Origin of the sequence: Caulobacter sp. D5 (genome assembly GCF_003185805.1) — a bacterium.
GTDB lineage: Bacteria > Pseudomonadota > Alphaproteobacteria > Caulobacterales > Caulobacteraceae > Caulobacter.
In genome coordinates this window covers 1-17,713 of sequence record NZ_QHJY01000030.1, presented here as the reverse complement: position 1 = coordinate 17,713, position 17,713 = coordinate 1, and the positions used below count along the sequence as shown (strand labels likewise).

At 67.2% G+C, this 17,713-nt stretch carries 17 protein-coding genes and 2 pseudogenes; 13 read left to right on the top strand and 6 right to left on the bottom strand.

Annotation, left to right across the window (positions count from 1 at the left end; translation table 11 throughout):
* The 7 genes and pseudogenes from DMC18_RS26775 to DMC18_RS02640 form a co-directional block, all read left to right on the top strand.
* Positions 1-150 (top strand): annotated as a pseudogene (locus DMC18_RS26775) (patatin-like phospholipase family protein); the annotation flags it as partial.
* Positions 147-578: an NUDIX hydrolase gene (locus DMC18_RS02660; RefSeq protein WP_110118299.1), complete on the top strand. Its 432-nt coding sequence runs from the start codon at positions 147-149 to the stop codon at positions 576-578. The pseudogene DMC18_RS26775 and the gene DMC18_RS02660, both read left to right, overlap by 4 nt.
* 112 nt (positions 579-690) lie before the next feature.
* On the top strand, positions 691-2,598 hold the full coding sequence (locus DMC18_RS02655) for an alkaline phosphatase family protein (RefSeq protein ID WP_199228324.1): 1,908 nt from the start codon (positions 691-693) through the stop codon (positions 2,596-2,598).
* 111 nt (positions 2,599-2,709) lie between these two features.
* Entirely contained in the window at positions 2,710-2,856 is a 147-nt protein-coding gene (locus DMC18_RS26490) for a hypothetical protein (RefSeq protein WP_199228323.1), read from the top strand.
* A gap of 115 nt (positions 2,857-2,971) precedes the next feature.
* Complete coding sequence (locus DMC18_RS02650; RefSeq protein WP_110118298.1) at positions 2,972-3,937, top strand: nitronate monooxygenase family protein; 966 nt, start codon at positions 2,972-2,974, stop codon at positions 3,935-3,937.
* Positions 3,938-4,067: 130 nt separating this feature from the next.
* On the top strand, positions 4,068-5,066 hold the full coding sequence (locus DMC18_RS02645; RefSeq protein WP_110132677.1) for a hypothetical protein: 999 nt from the start codon (positions 4,068-4,070) through the stop codon (positions 5,064-5,066).
* Positions 5,066-5,407 carry a hypothetical protein gene (locus DMC18_RS02640; protein WP_110132676.1) on the top strand — a complete coding sequence of 114 codons (342 nt, stop codon included), beginning with the start codon at positions 5,066-5,068 and terminating at the stop codon, positions 5,405-5,407. Before DMC18_RS02645 ends, DMC18_RS02640 begins: the two co-directional genes overlap by 1 nt.
* Positions 5,408-5,413: 6 nt before the next feature.
* Here the strand turns inward: DMC18_RS02640 and DMC18_RS02635 are convergent, their stop codons facing one another.
* Both DMC18_RS02635 and DMC18_RS02630 read right to left on the bottom strand, forming a co-directional pair.
* Positions 5,414-6,184, bottom strand: coding sequence for a Crp/Fnr family transcriptional regulator (locus tag DMC18_RS02635; protein ID WP_233245160.1), 771 nt, complete (start codon positions 6,182-6,184; stop codon positions 5,414-5,416).
* 110 nt (positions 6,185-6,294) lie between these two features.
* Positions 6,295-6,504, bottom strand: coding sequence for a hypothetical protein (locus DMC18_RS02630; protein ID WP_110118296.1), 210 nt, complete (start codon positions 6,502-6,504; stop codon positions 6,295-6,297).
* Between the two features lie 215 nt (positions 6,505-6,719).
* Between DMC18_RS02630 and DMC18_RS02625 the strand changes: the two genes are divergently transcribed.
* The 6 genes from DMC18_RS02625 to DMC18_RS02600 all read left to right on the top strand — a co-directional run bounded on the left by DMC18_RS02625 (position 6,720) and on the right by DMC18_RS02600 (position 12,517).
* Complete coding sequence (locus tag DMC18_RS02625) at positions 6,720-7,163, top strand: TIGR02301 family protein (RefSeq protein WP_110132675.1); 444 nt, start codon at positions 6,720-6,722, stop codon at positions 7,161-7,163.
* A 77-nt stretch (positions 7,164-7,240) separates the two neighbouring features.
* Entirely contained in the window at positions 7,241-8,218 is a 978-nt protein-coding gene (locus tag DMC18_RS02620) for an SPFH domain-containing protein (RefSeq protein WP_199228322.1), read from the top strand.
* 4 nt (positions 8,219-8,222) lie between these two features.
* Positions 8,223-8,687 carry an NfeD family protein gene (locus DMC18_RS02615; protein ID WP_110118293.1) on the top strand — a complete coding sequence of 155 codons (465 nt, stop codon included), beginning with the start codon at positions 8,223-8,225 and terminating at the stop codon, positions 8,685-8,687.
* A gap of 146 nt (positions 8,688-8,833) precedes the next feature.
* Complete coding sequence (locus DMC18_RS02610; RefSeq protein WP_110118292.1) at positions 8,834-10,696, top strand: ATP-binding protein; 1,863 nt, start codon at positions 8,834-8,836, stop codon at positions 10,694-10,696.
* A 118-nt stretch (positions 10,697-10,814) separates the two neighbouring features.
* Complete coding sequence (locus DMC18_RS02605; RefSeq protein ID WP_199228321.1) at positions 10,815-11,759, top strand: ABC transporter ATP-binding protein; 945 nt, start codon at positions 10,815-10,817, stop codon at positions 11,757-11,759.
* Positions 11,756-12,517 carry an ABC transporter permease gene (locus DMC18_RS02600; protein WP_110118290.1) on the top strand — a complete coding sequence of 254 codons (762 nt, stop codon included), beginning with the start codon at positions 11,756-11,758 and terminating at the stop codon, positions 12,515-12,517. Before DMC18_RS02605 ends, DMC18_RS02600 begins: the two co-directional genes overlap by 4 nt.
* Before the next feature lie 59 nt (positions 12,518-12,576).
* Here DMC18_RS02600 and DMC18_RS26770 read toward each other — a convergent pair.
* The 4 genes and pseudogenes from DMC18_RS26770 to DMC18_RS02590 all read right to left on the bottom strand — a co-directional run.
* Positions 12,577-12,648, bottom strand: a pseudogene (locus DMC18_RS26770) (hypothetical protein); the annotation flags it as partial.
* Positions 12,649-12,761: 113 nt separating this feature from the next.
* The gene (locus DMC18_RS02595) at positions 12,762-15,182 is read right to left on the bottom strand and encodes a TonB-dependent receptor (RefSeq protein WP_158285843.1); all 2,421 of its coding nucleotides are present in this window, start codon (positions 15,180-15,182) and stop codon (positions 12,762-12,764) included.
* A 242-nt stretch (positions 15,183-15,424) separates the two neighbouring features.
* On the bottom strand, positions 15,425-17,071 hold the full coding sequence (locus DMC18_RS25550) for a hypothetical protein (protein WP_146217951.1): 1,647 nt from the start codon (positions 17,069-17,071) through the stop codon (positions 15,425-15,427).
* Between the two features lie 96 nt (positions 17,072-17,167).
* Positions 17,168-17,713: L-threonylcarbamoyladenylate synthase (locus DMC18_RS02590; protein ID WP_199232532.1), on the bottom strand; the 546-nt coding region annotated here is incomplete at its 5' end.

The window sequence follows — 17,713 nt, the reverse complement described above, 5'->3', positions numbered from 1 at the left end:
CTGTCGCTGGCGTCCAAGTTCAATACCGAGTGGAGCTTTCTGACCGACCTCAAGGCCCGTGGGCGCAAGGCGGCGGAAGACTGGCTCGGCGAGTGCCTGCCTCTCGTGGGGGAGCGCTCGACAGTAGATCTGAAGTCTGGTTTCGCATGAACACCCCCGCTCCGATCCCCTCCCCCACCGCCGGCGTCATCTGCCTGCGGGGGCATGAGGTGCTGCTGATCAAGCGCGGCACGCCGCCGCGTCTTGGCCAGTGGAGCCTGCCGGGCGGGCGGATCGAGTTCGGCGAGACGGCGGAAGCCGCCGCCCTGCGCGAACTGCGCGAGGAGACGGGCGTGGAAGCCCGGCTTCTAGGCCTCATCGACGTCGTCGACGGCGTCTTCACCTCGCGCGAGACCGGCGAGACCACCCGCCACTTCGTGATGTTCGACTACGCCGCCGAATGGACCGGCGGCGAACCCAAGGCCGGCGACGACGCCGCCGACGCCCGCTTCTTCACCCGCGAAGAGGCCATGGCCGCCGTCGAGTGGGACCTGACCCGGCAGGTCATCGAGCAGACCTACGCGCTGTTCGGACGCTGATCCGGCGGTCCGTCAAATCTATACTTCAGGTTGATTTTTTCCAACCATTCTCGGAACTCGTTCGGCCGTCCGCCATTTCGCCTGCGCCGCCCCGTCGCGCGAGAGGCCAGCCATGTCGACGCCGCAGACCGCCCAGATCATGGTGAAGAACGGGACCGACGCGCCCGCCCTGATCACCCTCTGGCACACCAACTCCGACTATCCCGCCGAAACCCAGACCTTCGACGTCGCGCCGCAGGGCACGGCCGGGCCGATGACGGTCCACTTCAACACCGGGCTCGGATCGCTGACCGTGCAGGACTGGTGGGCGGCCAAGCTGGTGGTCGAGAGCGGCCCGTCGGCGGGCGTCTATTTCAGCAACGGCTCGTCCGCCAGCTGGAAGGAGTGCCAGCTGCGGTCCGACGACGCCGGCCAGACCATCACCCTGACCGTCGACACCGGCAGTTTCGACATCGCCCTGACTTCGGGCGGCTGCCAGACCGACATGGCCCCGATCGCGCCCCCCGCCCAGGTCGACCACGTCTTCGTGCTGATGCTGGAGAACCACTCGTTCGACAACATCTTCGCCTTCTCGGGCATAGACGGCATCCAGGTCGCCGACCCGTCGGACGTCAACAAGATCGGCGACCAGGCCTATCCCGTCGGATCGCCGGCTCCAGACGCCATGCCCACCGATCCCGGGCACGAATTCGCCGACGTCCTGGAACAGCTGTGCGGCCCGGGCGTCACCCGGACGACGCCGCAGGAGCTATGGACCGCCTACAACCAGCCGATCGTCAATTCCGGCTTCGCCGCCAACTACGCCGTCAGCACCACCGAAGCGCCGCGGGTCGGTCCGGACCTGCCCACGCCGGCCGAGATCGGCGACGTCATGCTGTGCTTCGACACCCAGACCCAACTGCCGGTGATCCACGCCCTGGCGACCAACTTCGCCATCTGCGACGCTTGGCATTCGTCGCTGCCCGGCCCCACCTGGCCCAACCGCTTCTTCGTCCATGGCGCCTCGTCCGGGGGCTGGACGGACTCGCCCGGCGCCCTGCGGATCGGCGACTGGGACATCGGCGGCTTCGGATATCCGAGCAAGGCCTCGATCTACGACCGGCTGACGGCGGCCAATGTCGGCTGGCGGATCTATTCCGACGGGTTCGGCATCCCCCAGGTCGCGGCCCTAAAGGGCGTCAACCTCGCGCATTCCGGCGACTTCGCGACCTTCGCCAGCGACCTGCAAGGCCCCTATCCCTATGGCTACACCTTCATCGAGCCGAACTACGGCGACATCATCTACAACACCTACAAGGGCGGCTCCTCACAGCACCCGATGGACTCGATGCCGGCCGGCGAAGCCCTGATCAAGAAGGTCTACGAGGGGATCCGCAATTCGCCGCTGTGGGAACGCAGCCTGCTGATCGTCGTCTATGACGAGCACGGCGGGTTCTACGACAGCGTCCCGCCCGGCCCCGCCACGCCGCCCGGCGACGGCGCCCCCGAAGACACCTCGATCAACAGCGGCGGCTTCCTGTTCGACTGGTACGGCGTGCGTGTGCCCGCGGTCGTGGTCTCGCCGCTGATCGAAAAGGGAAAGGTGGACCACACCCTCTACGACCACGCCTCGGTGCCCGCCACCCTGGAGGCGCTGTGGAAGTTCCCCTACCTCACCCAGCGCGACAGGACGGCCAATACGGTGCTGCCGCTGCTCACCCTGTCGACGCCGCGCACCGACTGTCCTCCCACCCTGCCCGACCCCGCGCCGGCGACCGCCGCGCCCGCCGCCGTTCCGGCCTCGCCGTCCGATCCCCTGCCCGACACCGGCAACGTCCAGGGGCTGCTCGCGACCCTGGCCAAGACCGACCTGGAGGTGTCGGGCGGCACGCCGGCCGAAGCGGCGGCGATCCAGGCGCGCGTCGCGGCCATCAAGACGCGAGGCGACCTGCAAGCCTACCAGCAGGAGGTCAACGCCAAGGTGCAGCAGGCCCGCGCGGCCAACCCCGGCCCCAATCCTGGACCCGCGAGTCCACAATAACCCCTTGAAAAATGGGGACTTGTCGAACCTTCGCTTCGGTGAGACGCTTTGCTCCGTGAACGGCAGTCCTGACGTCAGATCGGGGCGCTGCTTGCTGAGGAAACGAGAGAGATGACCCCGCAAGACATCGTGGGCCCCTATATCGCGGGTTTGGCCCCGCCGCGTGGTTTCCTGGCGATGGTCGCCGTCATGCTGGCGGCGATGGCCGCCTGCTTCTGGACGCCGGAACTGGATCCCGAGCGCATCCTCGACGAATAGCGCCCCCGGGACCACCGCCCCGCGCCTGACCTCGCGGCACGCTTGCCGCCAGCAAGGGCGAGCGCACTCTTCCCCAAACGGCCCCGCCAGAGGGCCGCGATAGGGAGACGCCGCCATGGCCCTGCGCACGCCGATCTGCGACCTGCTGAACATCGAGCACCCGATCCTGCTGGCCGGCATGGGCGGGGTTTCGTACGCGCCGCTGGCGGCGGCGGTGTCCAACGCCGGCGGCTACGGCGTGCTGGGCATGGCGGGGACCTCGCCCAATTTCATCCGCGAGCAGATGCGGCGGGTGCGCGAACTCACCGACAGGCCGTTCGGCGTCGATCTGCTGGCCGCCACGCCCGACGCCCTGACCGCCAGCGTCGAGGTCATCATCGAGGAAGGCGCCAGCGCCTTCATCGCCGGCCTGGGCGTGCCCTCGCCGATCCTGGCCCGGCTGCACGAGGCGGGACTGAAGGTGATGGTGGTGTGCGGCACGGTGCGCCACGCGGTGAAGGCCCAGGAGGCCGGCTGCGACGCGGTGATCTGCCAGGGCGGCGAGGGCGGCGGCCATACGGGGCTGGTCGGCACCCTGCCGCTGGTGGCCCAGGCGGTGGAGGCGGTCGACATCCCGGTGATCGCCGCCGGCGGCCTGCACGACGGTCGCGGGCTGGCGGCGGCCCTGGCCCTGGGGGCGCAAGGCGTCTGGATGGGCACCCGCTTCATCGCCAGCGCCGAGGCCCACGCCGGCGCGCTCTACCAGGACGCCATCCTGGCCGCCCGCGACGAGGACACCGTCCGCACCCGCTGCTACTCGGGCAAGCCGATGCGGGTGCGCGCCAACCCCTATGTCGAGGACTGGGAGACCCGGGCCGGCGACATCCAGCCCTTCCCGCTGCAGGCCATGGCCAGCGTCCAGGCCGGCGTGCTGGGCGGCATCGCCGGCCAGACCGAGGGCCTGGACCCCGAGCGCTCGTGCCTGGCCATGGGCCAGAGCGCCGGCGGGATCGGCAACGTGCTTCCGGCCGGCGAGATCGTGGCCAGCTTGATCAAGGAAGCGGAAGCGGCGATCCGGCGGACGGCCGGACTGCTCTCCTGAGACGCCCATCTCGGCAATTTCAACCCATGGTGATGATTTTCACACGAACGCCTCCAGGCTGTGACTAAAGTCGCCCCGCTCGGCTGCGCCCCAGTTCCCATCGGGTCCGCGCCACAGTCAGGGGACCTGGATGACCTATCGCATCGTGAAGTGTTACGACCGCCTCAGCGGCGCCTTCGCCGGCTACCTCTCGACCCACGGCAACAACGTGACCGTGGTGTCGGACGAGAAGGACGCCACCCCCTTCAACTGGTACCACTACGGCTCGGACCTCTACCTCACCAAGAACAGTTCGCCCGCCCGCTATCTGGGCGAGGCCGGCGGCAAGCGCGCCGACTGGGGCCTGTGGGCGGGCGACTACTGCGCGCCGGTGATCTACAACGCCGACAGCTCGGTCTCGCTGGCCTCGGCTCCGGGCCGGCGGCTGCGCCTGCCGTCGGGCGACGACCGGGTTTTCTGGTCCGACGACGACACCGCCACCGACATCCTCCAGATCGACCTCGGCCACCCGCGCGCCTGGCTCGCCAACGTGCCGGGAACGACCCTGATCGGCGATATCAACCTGCCGGGCACGCACGACAGCGCCGCGATCGACAAGAAGAAGGTCACCCCCTATTCCTGCCACTACCGGACCATCACCCAGCAACTGGAGGCCGGCGTTCGGCTGCTGGACGTGCGGCTGATGATCAAGACCAATCCTTCCGGCCCGCCGGCCTACACCTTCATGACCTGCCATGGGAACGTCGGCCTGGGCCATGAGGCGCACGTCTACCAGACGTTCCACTCCCTGCTCGTCGAGTGCCGCGACTTCCTCGCCGCCTATCCCAGCGAATTCATCGCCATGTCGCTGAAGATCGACGACCAGAACGCCGTGCCGGACGCCGATATGCCGGCCGTCCTGACCGCCCTGGACGCGGTTCTGGCGAACGAGCTGATCGCGCCCTCCTGGCCCACGGCGATGCTGCCGCTGGCGACGATGCGGGGGAAGATCTACCTGCTCGACCGCATCGTGCCGGCCTGCTCGACCCCAACCGCCAGCCGCCGCTGGCGCCGTCGGTCGCCGCGCAGGTCGCCACCCACGGCTATGGCGTTCCGCTCGGCATCGACGACAACACCCCCGGCCAGCTGATGCCCGCCGATCCCCGGCGAGCCTTCGAGATCTACGTGCAGGACCAGTACGAGAAACTCGCGGACACGCCGCCCGTGGCCTACATCGTCAAGTACAACCTGTTCATCGACGCCCTGCCCCACAAGCCGGCCGGAGGCCTGCTGATCAACTTCGCCAGCGGCACCTGGGCGCTGAGCGGCGTCTACATCCAGGTCCCGGTGATCGAGTATATCGCCCAGCACCGCCCCACCACGCTGGGCTGGTCGCTGTTCGACTACGAAGAGACCAGCACCTCGACCGACCTTGGCCCGATCAACGCCGTCGAGGCGATCATCGCCTCGAACTTCGGCTATCCGAGCTGAGGCGCCTCAGCCGGCGTCGAGGGCCAGTTCCGGCAGCAGCTTGTGGAAATGGGCCTCGACCTGGGCGTGGCACTCGCAAGCCCGGCGCTCCAGCTTGCGGCGGTCGCGGATCTCGACGCGGCCGCGGCGGGTCTGGATGATGCCGTCGGCTTGCAGGATCTTGGCCGCGGCGGTGACGGTGGTGCGCTGCACGCCCATCATGTCGGCCAGGGCCTCCTGGGTCAGGCGCACGATGTCCTCGCCGGCCCGGTCGTGGGCGGCCAGCAGCCAGCGGCAGCAGCGCTGCTCGATGGTGTGCAGGGCGTTGCAGGCCACCGACTGCATCATCTGGGCGATCATGGTGTCGGCATAGCGGGTGAAGAGGTCGCCCAGGGCCGGGAAGCGCTGGCGCATCTCGTCCAGGCGGGCGGTCTGGATGGTGAAGGCCGGCCCCGGCGCCTGCACCACCGCCCGGCCGTAGGCGGGCTTGAGCCCACCGCTGACCACGCCGCCCAGCGCGCCCTCCCAGCCGACGGTGGCGGCCTCGACCTCGCGGCCCTCAGGCGTCAGCACCAGCAGCGAGACCATGGTCGGCCGGCAGGGCAGATAGGTGGTGCGCACATCCTCGCCGACGTCGAACAGCACCGTCCCGCGCGCGAGAGCCGTCAGCGACATGGCCGATTTGAGGGCCGCGCGCGCGTCCTCGGGCATGGCCAGCAGCAGGCGGTTGCCGGCATAGGCGTGGTGCACTCGCTCGGCGCGGGTGTCTCGGTCGTTCATTTCTGCGGAGTCGGCCATGGCGGCATCCAACGGCGGCGCTTGCACGTCGGTTAAAGCGCGCGGACCGAGGGTTTCGTTGCGTCCGCCTGTCGGGACGCCGACACGCGCCGCGCGTCAGCTCATCCCTCTCAGCTCATCAAGGTAGGCCGATGCAGCTGGCCGGTCTCGTCCTGGAGGTGCATGCGCACCGGTATGCCGACGCCCGTGGCCTGCTCGGCCAGGCGGTTGGCGGCCTTTTCGGCCTCGTGGCGGCTGCGATAGGCCCCGAACCTGAGCTGGTCGCCGATGATGGTCCACCGGTCGCCCACCTGGACGACGCCGTAGTGCACTTCAGCCATGACACGTCCTCCCTTCTGCGCTGTCGGAGTTGGTCGTTTCTCGCCACCCCTGACTTATCCACAGCCTGATCCCGATCCTTGTTGATAGCAAGGCCCTGAAGAGTCGAAGTTTCGACTTGAAATGGGCAAGCGCCGCTGTGGATATCCTCAAGGTTGATTTCGCCCCTCGCGGGCGAGGCGATGACAGGCCGGGCGCTAGCGGCGATAGTGCCCGCATGCTTCGCGCCCGCCTCGCCGCCTCGCTCCTGACCGCCCTGCTGCTGGCCGCGCCCGCCTTGACGCCCGTTTCGGCGAGCGCCCAGGACCGCGCGCCGGCCGAGCGCCAGCGGCTGCTGGACCTGGCCTACGCCATCGGCCAGAGCCACGCCCTGCGCCAGGCCTGCGAGGGCGCCGGCGACCAGTTCTGGCGGGCCCGCATGGTGCGGCTGACCGAGGTGGAGCAGGCCGACCAGGCCTTCGACGGCCAGCTGCGCGACCGCTTCAACGGCGGCTACGCCGCGGCCCAGGCCGCCCATCCCGACTGCAGTCCCGAAAGCCGTCGGGCCGAACGCCAGGCCGCCCTGCGCGGCCGGACCCTGGCCAACAAGCTGTCGCAGACGGTGCGGGTCAACGAGCAAGCTGCGCCGGATTCCGTGGCGGAAGGGCGAGCGGCGCGCTAAATTCTCCTCATGGACGCACGGCGACTGGCGGCTTGGGCCGCCGGGCCGCGTCTCGGGAGGCTTTCGTGACCGCTTTTCTGGTCCCCCTGGTGCTTCTGGTGCTGGCGATCCTGCTGGTCGTCAACGTCATCAAGATCGTGCCGCAAGGCCGCGAATTCACCGTCGAGCGGTTCGGCCGCTACACCCGCACCCTGAAGCCCGGCATCAGCATCCTGACCCCGTTCGTCGAGACGGTGGGCCGCCGGGTCAACATGATGGAGCAGGTGCTCGACGTTCCCAAGCAGGAGGTCATCACCAAGGACAACGTGTCGGTGACCGTCGACGCCATCGTCTTCATCCAGGTGATGGACGCGGCCGCCGCGGCCTATCGCGTCGACAACCTGATCTACGCCATCACCCAGCTGGCCCAGACCAACCTGCGCACCGTGGTCGGCTCGATGGAGCTGGACGAGGTGCTGAGCCAGCGCGACCACATCAACTCGCGCCTGCTGGCCACCATCGACGAGGCCACCGGCCCCTGGGGCGTCAAGGTCGCCCGCATCGAGATCAAGGACCTGACGCCGCCGGCCGACATCACCAACGCTATGGCCCGCCAGATGAAGGCCGAGCGCGAGCGCCGCGCCGTCATCACCGAGGCCGAGGGCGAGAAGCAGGCCCAGATCGCCCGCGCCGAGGGCTCCAAGCAGGCGGCCATCCTCGAGGCCGAGGGCCGGCGCGAAGCCGCCTTCCGCGACGCCGAGGCCCGCGAACGGGAAGCCGAAGCCGAAGCCAAGGCCACCGCCTTCGTGTCGGAAGCCATCGCCCGCGGCGACGTCAACGCCATCAACTACTTCGTCGCCCAGAAGTACGTCGAGGCGTTCGGCGATCTGGCCCGCTCGCCCAACGCCAAGACCGTGATCGTGCCGGCCGACTTCGCCGGCATCACCGGCACGGTGGCCGGGGTCGGCGAGCTGATCCGCTCGCTGGGCGGCCCCGACGCCCCGCCGCGTCCGACCCCGCCGCCGGCGACGTCGCGTTCGAGCGCGGTTCCGGCCGCGCCGCGCAAGGGAGCCTGATCCCATGACCGGCCTGATCGATTTCTTCGTCGCCCATCCCTTCTGGCTGTGGTTGTCGGTCGCGGCCGCGTTTCTGGCGATCGAGGTGGGCACCGGCACCGGCTGGCTGCTGTGGCCGGCCGCCTCGGCGGCGGCGGTCGGCGTCGTCGCCCTCCTCCTCCCGACCAGCCTGCCGGTGGAGATCGCCCTCTTCGCCGCGCTGACCATCGCCTCGACCTATCTGGCCCGCCGCTTCCTGCGGCCGGCCCTGGCGGGGCCCGATCCCGACCTCAACGACCCTGCCCAGCGCCTGCTCGGCCGCCCGGCCGAGGTGGTCATCGCCTTCGAGAACGGTCGCGGCCGGGTGTTCGTCGACGGCAAGGAATGGGCGGCCCAGACCGAAGGCGAGGGCGAGGACGAAAGCGCGCCGACGACCGGGACCCGGGTCTCGGTGGTGGGCGTGCACGGGGCCGTGCTGACGGTAAGGTGAAATCGAAGCGGCGCCTTTCGCCGTTTCGCGCGTTCTGGAGCGGCGTAAGCTGAAGCTTCGCGTCGTTCCTGGCCGCTATGTCGTCCAGCGGACGGCGCAGGCGGCCAGGCTGTGCTGTAGCTCAAAGGGCGCCCATAGGAACGGCCATGTTCGAAGCCTTCTCCTCCGACCCGTCGAAATCCGTCCTCGGCCGCGCGGTCGGATCGGACGAGGATTTCGCCGATATCGAATTCCTGCACGGCATCAGCGTCGAACTGATCAGCGAGCACGATCGCCTGGAGCTCTACGGCAAGATCGTCGACGCGGCGGTGTCGATCACCCGCTCGCAGTTCGGGACGATGCAGCTGCTGTGCCCGCAGGGCGACCCGTCCGGGCACGGCGGGGAACTGCAGCTGCTCGCCTATCGCGGCCTTCCGCCGGAAGCCGTCGCCTTCTGGGGCTGGGTGACGCCCGCGGCGCACAGCAGCTGCACCATGGCGCTGCGCTCGGGCCGGCGCGCGATCATCCCCGACTACGAGGACTGGGACGAGATCGCCGGCACCGAGGACCTGGCGGCCTTCCGCCGCAGCGGCATCCGGGCGGCCCAGACGACGCCGCTGCGTTCGCGCAGCGGCAGCCTGCTGGGCATGATCTCGACCCACTGGAGCCAGGCTCACAGCCCCTCCGAGCGCGACCTGCGCCTGCTCGACATCCTGGCGCGGCAGGCCGCCGACCTGCTGGAGCGCACCACCGCCGAAGAGGCGCTGCGCGTGCGCGAGCGCGAGCTGGCCCACACGGTCACGGCCCTGCGCGAGGCCGAGGGCGAGCTGCGCCAGCTCAACGAGACGCTGGAAACCCATGTCCAGGAGCGGACCAACGCTCTGCTGGCCGCCGAGAACCAGGTCCGCCAGATGCAGAAGCTGGAAGCCATCGGCCAGCTGACCGGCGGCGTGGCGCACGACTTCAACAACCTGCTGACCGTCATCCGCTCGTCGGCCGAGCTGCTGCGCCGGCCCTCGCTGCCCGAGGAAAAGCGCGAGCGGTATCTGGACGCGATCTCCGACACCGCCGACCGCGCCGCCAAGCTCACCGCCCAGCTGCTGGCCTTCGCCCGCCGCCAGACCCTGAAGCCGACCACCTTCGACGTCGGCGAGCGGATCGCCAGCGTCGCCGACATGCTGGTCGCCATCGTCGGCGGCCGCATCCGCCTGACCGTCGAGCCCGGCCTTTCCCCCTGCTTCGTCGAGGCCGACGCCAGCCAGTTCGAGACCGCGCTGGTCAACATGGCGGTCAATGCGCGCGACGCCATGGACGGCGAGGGCGAACTCGTCATCAGCGCCCGCGAGGCCGCGTTCCTGCCGGCGCTGCGGGGGCACGGCGGCCACGAGGGCCCCTTCGTCGCGGTCGCCATCACCGACACGGGCGCGGGGATGTCGCCCCTTGTCCTGGAACAGATCTTCGAACCGTTCTTCACCACCAAGGGCGTCGGCAAGGGCACCGGGCTTGGCCTGTCGCAGGTCTTCGGTTTCGCCAAGCAGTCGGGCGGCGACGTCGATGTGGAGAGCCGGGAGGGCCAGGGCTCGACCTTCACCCTCTACCTGCCGCGCGTGGACGCCCCGACCAGCGTAGCGACCCAGGCCGTCGGTGAGACCTCGAGCGAGGCGCCGCACGGCGCCATCCTGATCGTCGAGGACAACGCCGAGGTCGGCGAGTTCGCCCGCCAGTTGCTGGAGGACCTGGGCTACGAGACCTGCCTGGTCGCCAACGGCCAGCGCGCCATCGCCGTGCTGGAAGAGCGGGCCGAGGCCTTCGACTACGTCTTCACCGACGTGGTCATGCCCGGCATCAGCGGGCTTGAGCTGGGCCGCCGCATCCACGACCGCTGGCCGAGCCTGCCGGTCGTGCTGACCAGCGGCTACAGCCAGATGCTGGCGAACGACGCCCATCATGGCTTTCCCGTGCTGCAAAAGCCCTATTCGATCGGCGAGCTCGGACGCATCCTCCGCTCGGCGCGCCGCCTGCGCCCCTAGCCGCCGATCGCCCTTTCGGCGACGCGCGAAGGGCGGTACTCGCGAAGATCAGCACGCCTGAGGGCAAGAGCACTGGCTTTTGCCCCGCCCCGCCCCCATCTGGCGCGGGACCGCACGCATCGAAGGGAACGACCGGGTGGAACCCATCATCACGGTGTCGGGTCTGACCAAGACCTACGCCTCGGGCCATCAGGCCCTGAAGACCGTCGACCTGACGATCAAGCGCGGCGAGATCTTCGCCCTGCTGGGTCCCAACGGCGCCGGCAAGACCACGCTGATCAGCATCATCTGCGGCATTGTCCGCCCCTCGACGGGCGCGGTCGTCGCCGACGGCCACGACATCGCCCGCGAATACCGTCCGGCCCGCACCAAGATCGGCCTGGTGCCGCAGGAGCTGACCACCGACGCCTTCGAGACCGTCTGGGCCACCGTCACCTTCAGCCGCGGCCTGTTCGGCAAGCCGGCCAACCCGGCCCTGATCGAGAAGATCCTTCGCGACCTGTCGCTGTGGGACAAGAAGGACGCCAAGATCATGACCCTGTCGGGGGGCATGAAGCGCCGGGTGATGATCGCCAAGGCCCTGAGCCACGAGCCCTCGATCCTGTTCCTCGACGAGCCCAGCGCCGGCGTCGACGTCGAGCTGCGCCGCGACATGTGGGAGATGGTCCGCAAGCTGCGCGAGACCGGCGTCACCATCATCCTGACCACCCACTACATCGAGGAGGCCGAGGAGATGGCCGACCGGGTGGGGGTGATCCGCAAGGGCGAGATCATCCTGGTGGAGGACAAGAAGGTGCTGATGCGGCAGCTGGGCAAGAAACAGCTGACCCTGCACCTGCAATCGCCGCTGGAGGCCGTGCCGGCGGGCCTGGACGAGTACGACCTGGCGCTGGCCGACGAGGGCCGCGAGCTGGTCTACAGCTTCGACGCCCAGGCCGAGGCCACCGGCATCGCCCCGCTGCTGCGCCGGCTGCACGCCGAGGGCGTCGACTTCACCGACCTCAACACCCGCCAGAGCTCTCTCGAAGAGATCTTCGTCAGCCTGGTGAAGGACCGGCCATGAACATCCACGCCATCGCCGCCATCTACCGCTTCGAGATGGCGCGGACCTTCCGCACCCTGGCCCAGAGCATCGCCGCTCCGGTGCTGTCGACCTCGCTCTATTTCGTGGTGTTCGGCGCGGCCATCGGCTCGCGCATGACCTCGGTCGACGGCGTGCCCTATGGGGCCTTCATCGTGCCGGGCCTGATCATGCTGTCGATCCTGACCGAGAGCCTGTCGAACGCCTCGTTCGGCATCTACATGCCCAAGTGGTCGGGCACGATCTACGAGGTGCTGTCGGCGCCCGTGTCGCCGTTCGAGATCGTGCTGGGCTATGTCGGCGCGGCGGCGAGCAAGTCGCTGATGCTGGGGGTGATCATCCTGGCCACGGCGCGCCTGTTCGTGCCGTTCGAGATCGAGCACCCGCTGTTCATGGCCGCCTTCCTGGTGCTGACCGCGGTGACCTTCAGCCTGTTCGGCTTCATCATCGGCATCTGGGCCGACAGCTTCGAGAAGCTGCAGATCGTGCCCCTGCTGGTGATCACGCCCCTGACCTTCTTAGGGGGCAGCTTCTATTCGATCGACATGCTGCCCGGCGCCTTCCGGACGGCCTCGCTGTTCAACCCGGTCGTCTACCTGATCAGCGGCTTCCGCTGGAGCTTCTTCGGCACGTCGGACGTCGGGGTGGGGATCAGCCTGGCGGCGACGGTCGGCGTGCTGGCGCTGTGCCTGGCGGTGGTCAGCTGGATCTTCAAGACCGGCTATCGGCTGAAGCAGTAGCGGGCGTAGCCACCCCCGCAGCCAAAATCATCGTCATCCCGGAAAGCCCGCAGGGCTTATCCGGGACCCAGGGGCGACCGCAGTGCGGCGGCCCCTGGGTCCCGGCTCTCCGCTTCGCTGCGGCCGGGATGACGACCTAAGGAACAGGGGCTGGGCTCGAGGTTCACCGGCGAACGGTGAAACCTCTCACCCTCCCACCGCTTCGCGGCGGGTCCCTCCCTCTTTCGCAGAGAGAGGGTTCAGGTCAGTAGCTGGCCTTCAGGGTGAAGGCGAAGGCGCGGGCGTCGCCGGGGGTGCCGACCACCAGGCCCGAATTGCCCGAGACCACGGTGATGTTCTGCAGGTACTCGGCGTCGAAGGCGTTGCGCACCGACACGAACGCTTCCCAGCCGGCTTCCGACTTGAAGCCGGCGCGCAGGTTGACGATCTCGTAGGCCTTGATGATCGTGTACCGCGAGTCCGAGCTGTCGGCGTAGTAGTTGGAGCGGAAGCTGGCGTCGACGCCGGCATAGACCTCGCCGGCCAGGCGGCCGAGGGTCGCGTCCTGGCGGTACTCGGCGCCGGCCGAACCGGCCCACTTCGACAGGCCCGGCAGCGGACGGCCCGACAGGTCGCACTGGGCGGTCGAGGTGCCGATCTTCTCCAGCGGGCACGGCCCGTTCTTGAAGTCGGCGTACTTGCCCTCGGTCCAGGCCAGGTTGCCGTAGAACTTGAAGCCGCCGATCGAGCGGGTGGTGGCGTCCAGCTCGACGCCGCGCACCTCGACCTTCTCGACATTGGCCAGGTAGCCGCGCAGGGCCCCCGGACCGCTGTCGACGACATTGGCCTGGTAGTCCTTCACGTCGGTGGCGAAAAGCGCCAGGTTGGCCGTCAGCAGGCGCTCGAACCACTGGGTCTTCAGGCCGATGTCGATGGTCGACACCTTTTCCGGACGGATCACCGCGGCCGAGGTCGACACCGTGTTGCTGCTGGTCAGCGGCAGCGACGTCATGTTGATGCCGCCCGACTTGTTGCCGCTCGACACCGTGGCGTAAGCGTTGATGTCGTCGGTCAGCTGGTAGACCACGGCGATCTGGCCCGACCAGGCGCCGTCGTCGGTCTTGGCCGAGAAGCTCTGCGGCCGGGCGATGCCCAGACGGCGGTTGATCAGGGTGGTGTCGGTGGTCACCGAACCGCCCGTGGTGGTCTGGATGTAGGTCCCGTCCTTTTTTTCCTGGGTGAAGCGCACGCCAGGCGTGACGCTCAGGCGGTCGTTGACCTTCCAGGTCAGCTGGCCGAAGGCGGCGTAGCTGGTGGTGTCGATCGTGCTGTCGTTGAACACCGTGTAGCCGTCGAGCAGCGACGAGGGCGTGTTGGTGGCCGGCAGCAGCCAGTACGAGGCGTCAGAGCCGTACTCGGTAACGCCGTGGGTCGTGACGTTCTGGTCGAAATAGTAGAGGCCCACGGTCCAGTCGAAGCGCTCGCCCTCGTTGTTGGACAGGCGGAACTCCTGGCTGAACTGCTTCTGGTGCGAGGGGTTGTTGGAACGGCGGGTGACGTCCAGCGCGGTGTAGTCGCGGTCGTTGCGCGGCTCCCAGTCCCATTCGCGGTGGGCGGTGACCGAGGTCAGGGTCACTGGGCCAAAGTCGTAGTCGGCCACCGCCGACAGGCCGTTGACCCACTGGTCGGCCTGGATCGGATCGTCGATGTCGGAGATCCGGTCATAGGGGTTGGTGCTGGCGACGGTGTAGTTCTTGCCGGCGGCCAGGGCGGCGTACTGCTGGGCGGTCGGCTTCAGGGTCGTGCCGACCGTGACATAGACCTGGGTGCAGCACTCGGGCTGCTGGACGGCGTAGTCGCCGTAGAGCTTGACCGTCAGCTGCTCGTTCGGGGTGAACTTCAGCTGGCCGCGGTAGCCGGTGCTCGAGCGGGCGTTCTGCCAGGTGTTGCTCTTGGGATTGTAGAGGTCGCCGTCGCGCCAGGTGCCGACGAACGACAGGCGGCCGGCCAGCACGCCCTCGATCAGCGGCCCGGCCACCGTGGCCTTGAACTGGCGGAAGTTGAGGCTGCCGTAGCTGGCTTCGGCGTCGGCCTCGAACTTCTGGGTGGCGTCGCGGGTGGTGATGTTCAGCGCGCCGGCCGTGGTGTTCTTGCCAAACAGCGTGCCCTGCGGGCCGCGCAGCACTTCGATCTGCTGGATGTCGATGAAGTCGAGCGTCGCAGCGCCCGGGCGCGAATTGTAGACCTGGTCAACATAGATGCCGACGCCCTGCTCCAGGCCGTCATTGGCCAGGCCGTACGACGCGCCCAGGCCGCGGATGGTCAGGGCGGTGTTGCGCGGGTTGGGCGACAGGACTTGAAGCGTCGGGACCAGTTGGGTCAGGGCGACGATGCTGTTGACGCCGGTCTGGGTCAGGGTCTCGGCCGAGGTCACGGTCAGCGCGATCGGCACCTCCTGGGCGCTCTCCTCGCGGCGGCGGGCGGTGACGAACACCTGGCCGACGGCCGAGGCGTCGGTGGCGGTGGGATCAGCCGGATCGGCGGCGGGCGTCGCGGCGGCGGCGACATCAGCCGGCGCCAGGTCGGCGGCCAGCACGGCGCCGGCGGTGGTGGACAGAAGCACGCTCAGCAGAGCGGCGCGACGCAGCCCCTTGGCCGAAAGGCCGCCCGAAATTCCGATAGCCACGAGAGCCCCCTCGCTTTGAGATAACGCCATTCGGCGTGTTGGGGAGCGTGATAGTTACCTATTCCTATCGGTGAAATAGAGAATGGATGGGCAGGGGGAGAGTTTTTCTGCGGGGTGTACGGAGGGGTGGGGTGAACCCCTCGCGGCCCTCATGTGGCTTGTAGCAGCGCTCTTGAGGGAGCGCCCCCATCGGAGCGACCCAAGCCCTTGCAGCCTGCCCCCACCTTCCTCAGCTGCGAGCTTTAATTTGTAAGCTTATTATCGAGGTGAGTAGGCAGATGACCGATCAGCAATATCTGCTCCCCCTCGTGCCAATGATAATAAATACGGAAAAACCTTCTGTGGTCCGCACCACCACCGTACTTTATGTGATGCTCGCACCAAAATTTTTGCCCCTGATACACGACACTATATTCAGGGAATGATTTTATACTACCAGGATTCGAAAAGCATGGCTGGTCCTGGCAATTCAACTCAGCCAGTTTTGCTTCGTACGTCGCCCGCCTATCCTCACCCGGATCGCGCCTCATTGGAACATACAATTCGTCCAACATTATTAACGCATCACCGATCAATTTTGGATCCTCGAATACGCCCCTCTTTTCAGCCTCCTTTATGGCCTTTGGCGCAATCCATATATTTGTTGTCAAATTATCACGAGACCAAACACCAATATCGGGAATACTTTCAAGATTATCCCGCGTCTTTACGGGTAACCCACTCGCAATGGCCAGCCTTAAACTGTCATTTTGAGCTCTAGCCCTCGCCAGTTCCGATTTTATTTCGCCGATTTCACGCTCTACATTGCGCTCATTCAAATCAAAATCATCCATCCACTGCTTGAATTCGGCTCTAACCGCTCGAAGTTCGTCAGTAAGTTTCTGATTTTCTTCCTCAAACAGATGGCTGAGGTCCGTATCCGAAGCTGTATTTCGAATTTTGCTAATTGCATTAGCAGCCGCCGCCTGTCGAACGACATCAAACCGTGCATAATCGTTGCGACTCGATGCAACGACGCTCGACAAAACCCGAGCAACGAGAAAGTCAGCTCTACTATTTGGATTCCCACCATACCAAGACATCCACAACGGATGCTCAAATGGGTCGGATTTGTCGGACCAAAATCCCGGCCTATAAAGCCTAGCAGCACCGTCATAAACGGATAACTGCTTACCCCACCTAGATATCAGTTCTTGCGCAGCTTGATTATGAAGACTTACGACGTGAGCTGCCCCCGCGAGCCTACCAGCGACGACATCCGGTAGAACAAATGGAGGGCGGGATATAGCGTCGGAAATAACAAGTACGGGCAAGGTCCGCCCGCCATCATCCAGAAGCGCTATCAAATCATCGACTTGATCGGGGGTAACAACCCTCCAGGCTCGCTCCGACAGGTCCATTTCGTCAGCGCGCGAAGGAAGACGCCCAACAATTTGTCGGGAAACTCCAGGAAGGCTCGGCACGAACGGGTCGTCCCCGCGCCCCGTAACGTTGATGAGCCGAGTTCCGAAGAGCACTCGCCCTTCGCGTTCGCCGACAGTGATCTCAGTTACCCACGTACGCCCAACCACCTGCTTATCTGGGTCATCAAGACTCGCCGCCCAGACCCTTCCGCCTTCGAAAGTTAAATTCACCGCCTGAGCAGGGGAAACGCCACCTCCACCAACTTCAAATGACTGCCCCTCAAGCGCAACCTGCGGGATTGATAAGTTGCGCTTACGCATCCATGCGACGGCTTCCCGCACAGCGGCTTCAAAAGGCGCCTCGCCCAAAATCTGAAACATCGCTTGGGATACAGATCGGATCATCGGACCACGACCGGAGGGCGCCCCTTCCAGCAGTCGCACAGACGCTATCTGCCCACGGCCGCGCTTGGCTTCCCCATCCATCTTTCCAGCCCTGAATCTATATTCTTATCTTACAGATAGCTTGGCAGCCCCAGGGTCACGGGGAAAGACACAACGCTCCGAAGCGCTGGAATTTAACTACCCCACGAACCCCGCCGCCCTGCGCAGGCGGTCGTTGATCGCCTCGCCCAGACCCTCATGCGAGATCTTCGCCACTGCGATAGCCGTCGGTTTCAAGCGGTCCGCCGCCCGCAGGTAGGCGAAGAGGTTGGCCGCCGCTTCGGAGAGGTCGCCGGAGGGGCTGAGGTTCAGCACGCCATCCCCTTCCGGCCATGCCCCGAACGCCAGGAACGCTTCGCCCTGCCTCGGCGCGTCGGCGTCGATGCGCACGGGGGCGTCGGGGGCGTAGTGGAGGGCGAGGCGGCCCGGGGAGCGCTTGGCGTCGTCGTCGGCTTCGGCCAGGGGGCCGACTATGGCCTCCAGTTGGGCGCGGGTGACGGCGCCGGGGCGCAGCAGGCGCACGGGGCCGTCGAGCACGGCGACGACGGTGGACTCCAGGCCCACCTGGCACGGGCCGCCGTCGAGGGCGGCGGCGCATCTGTCGCCGGTCTCGGCATAGGCGTCGGCGTAGGTGGTGGGGCTGGGGCGGCCCGAGCGGTTGGCCGAGGGGGCCACGACCGGTCC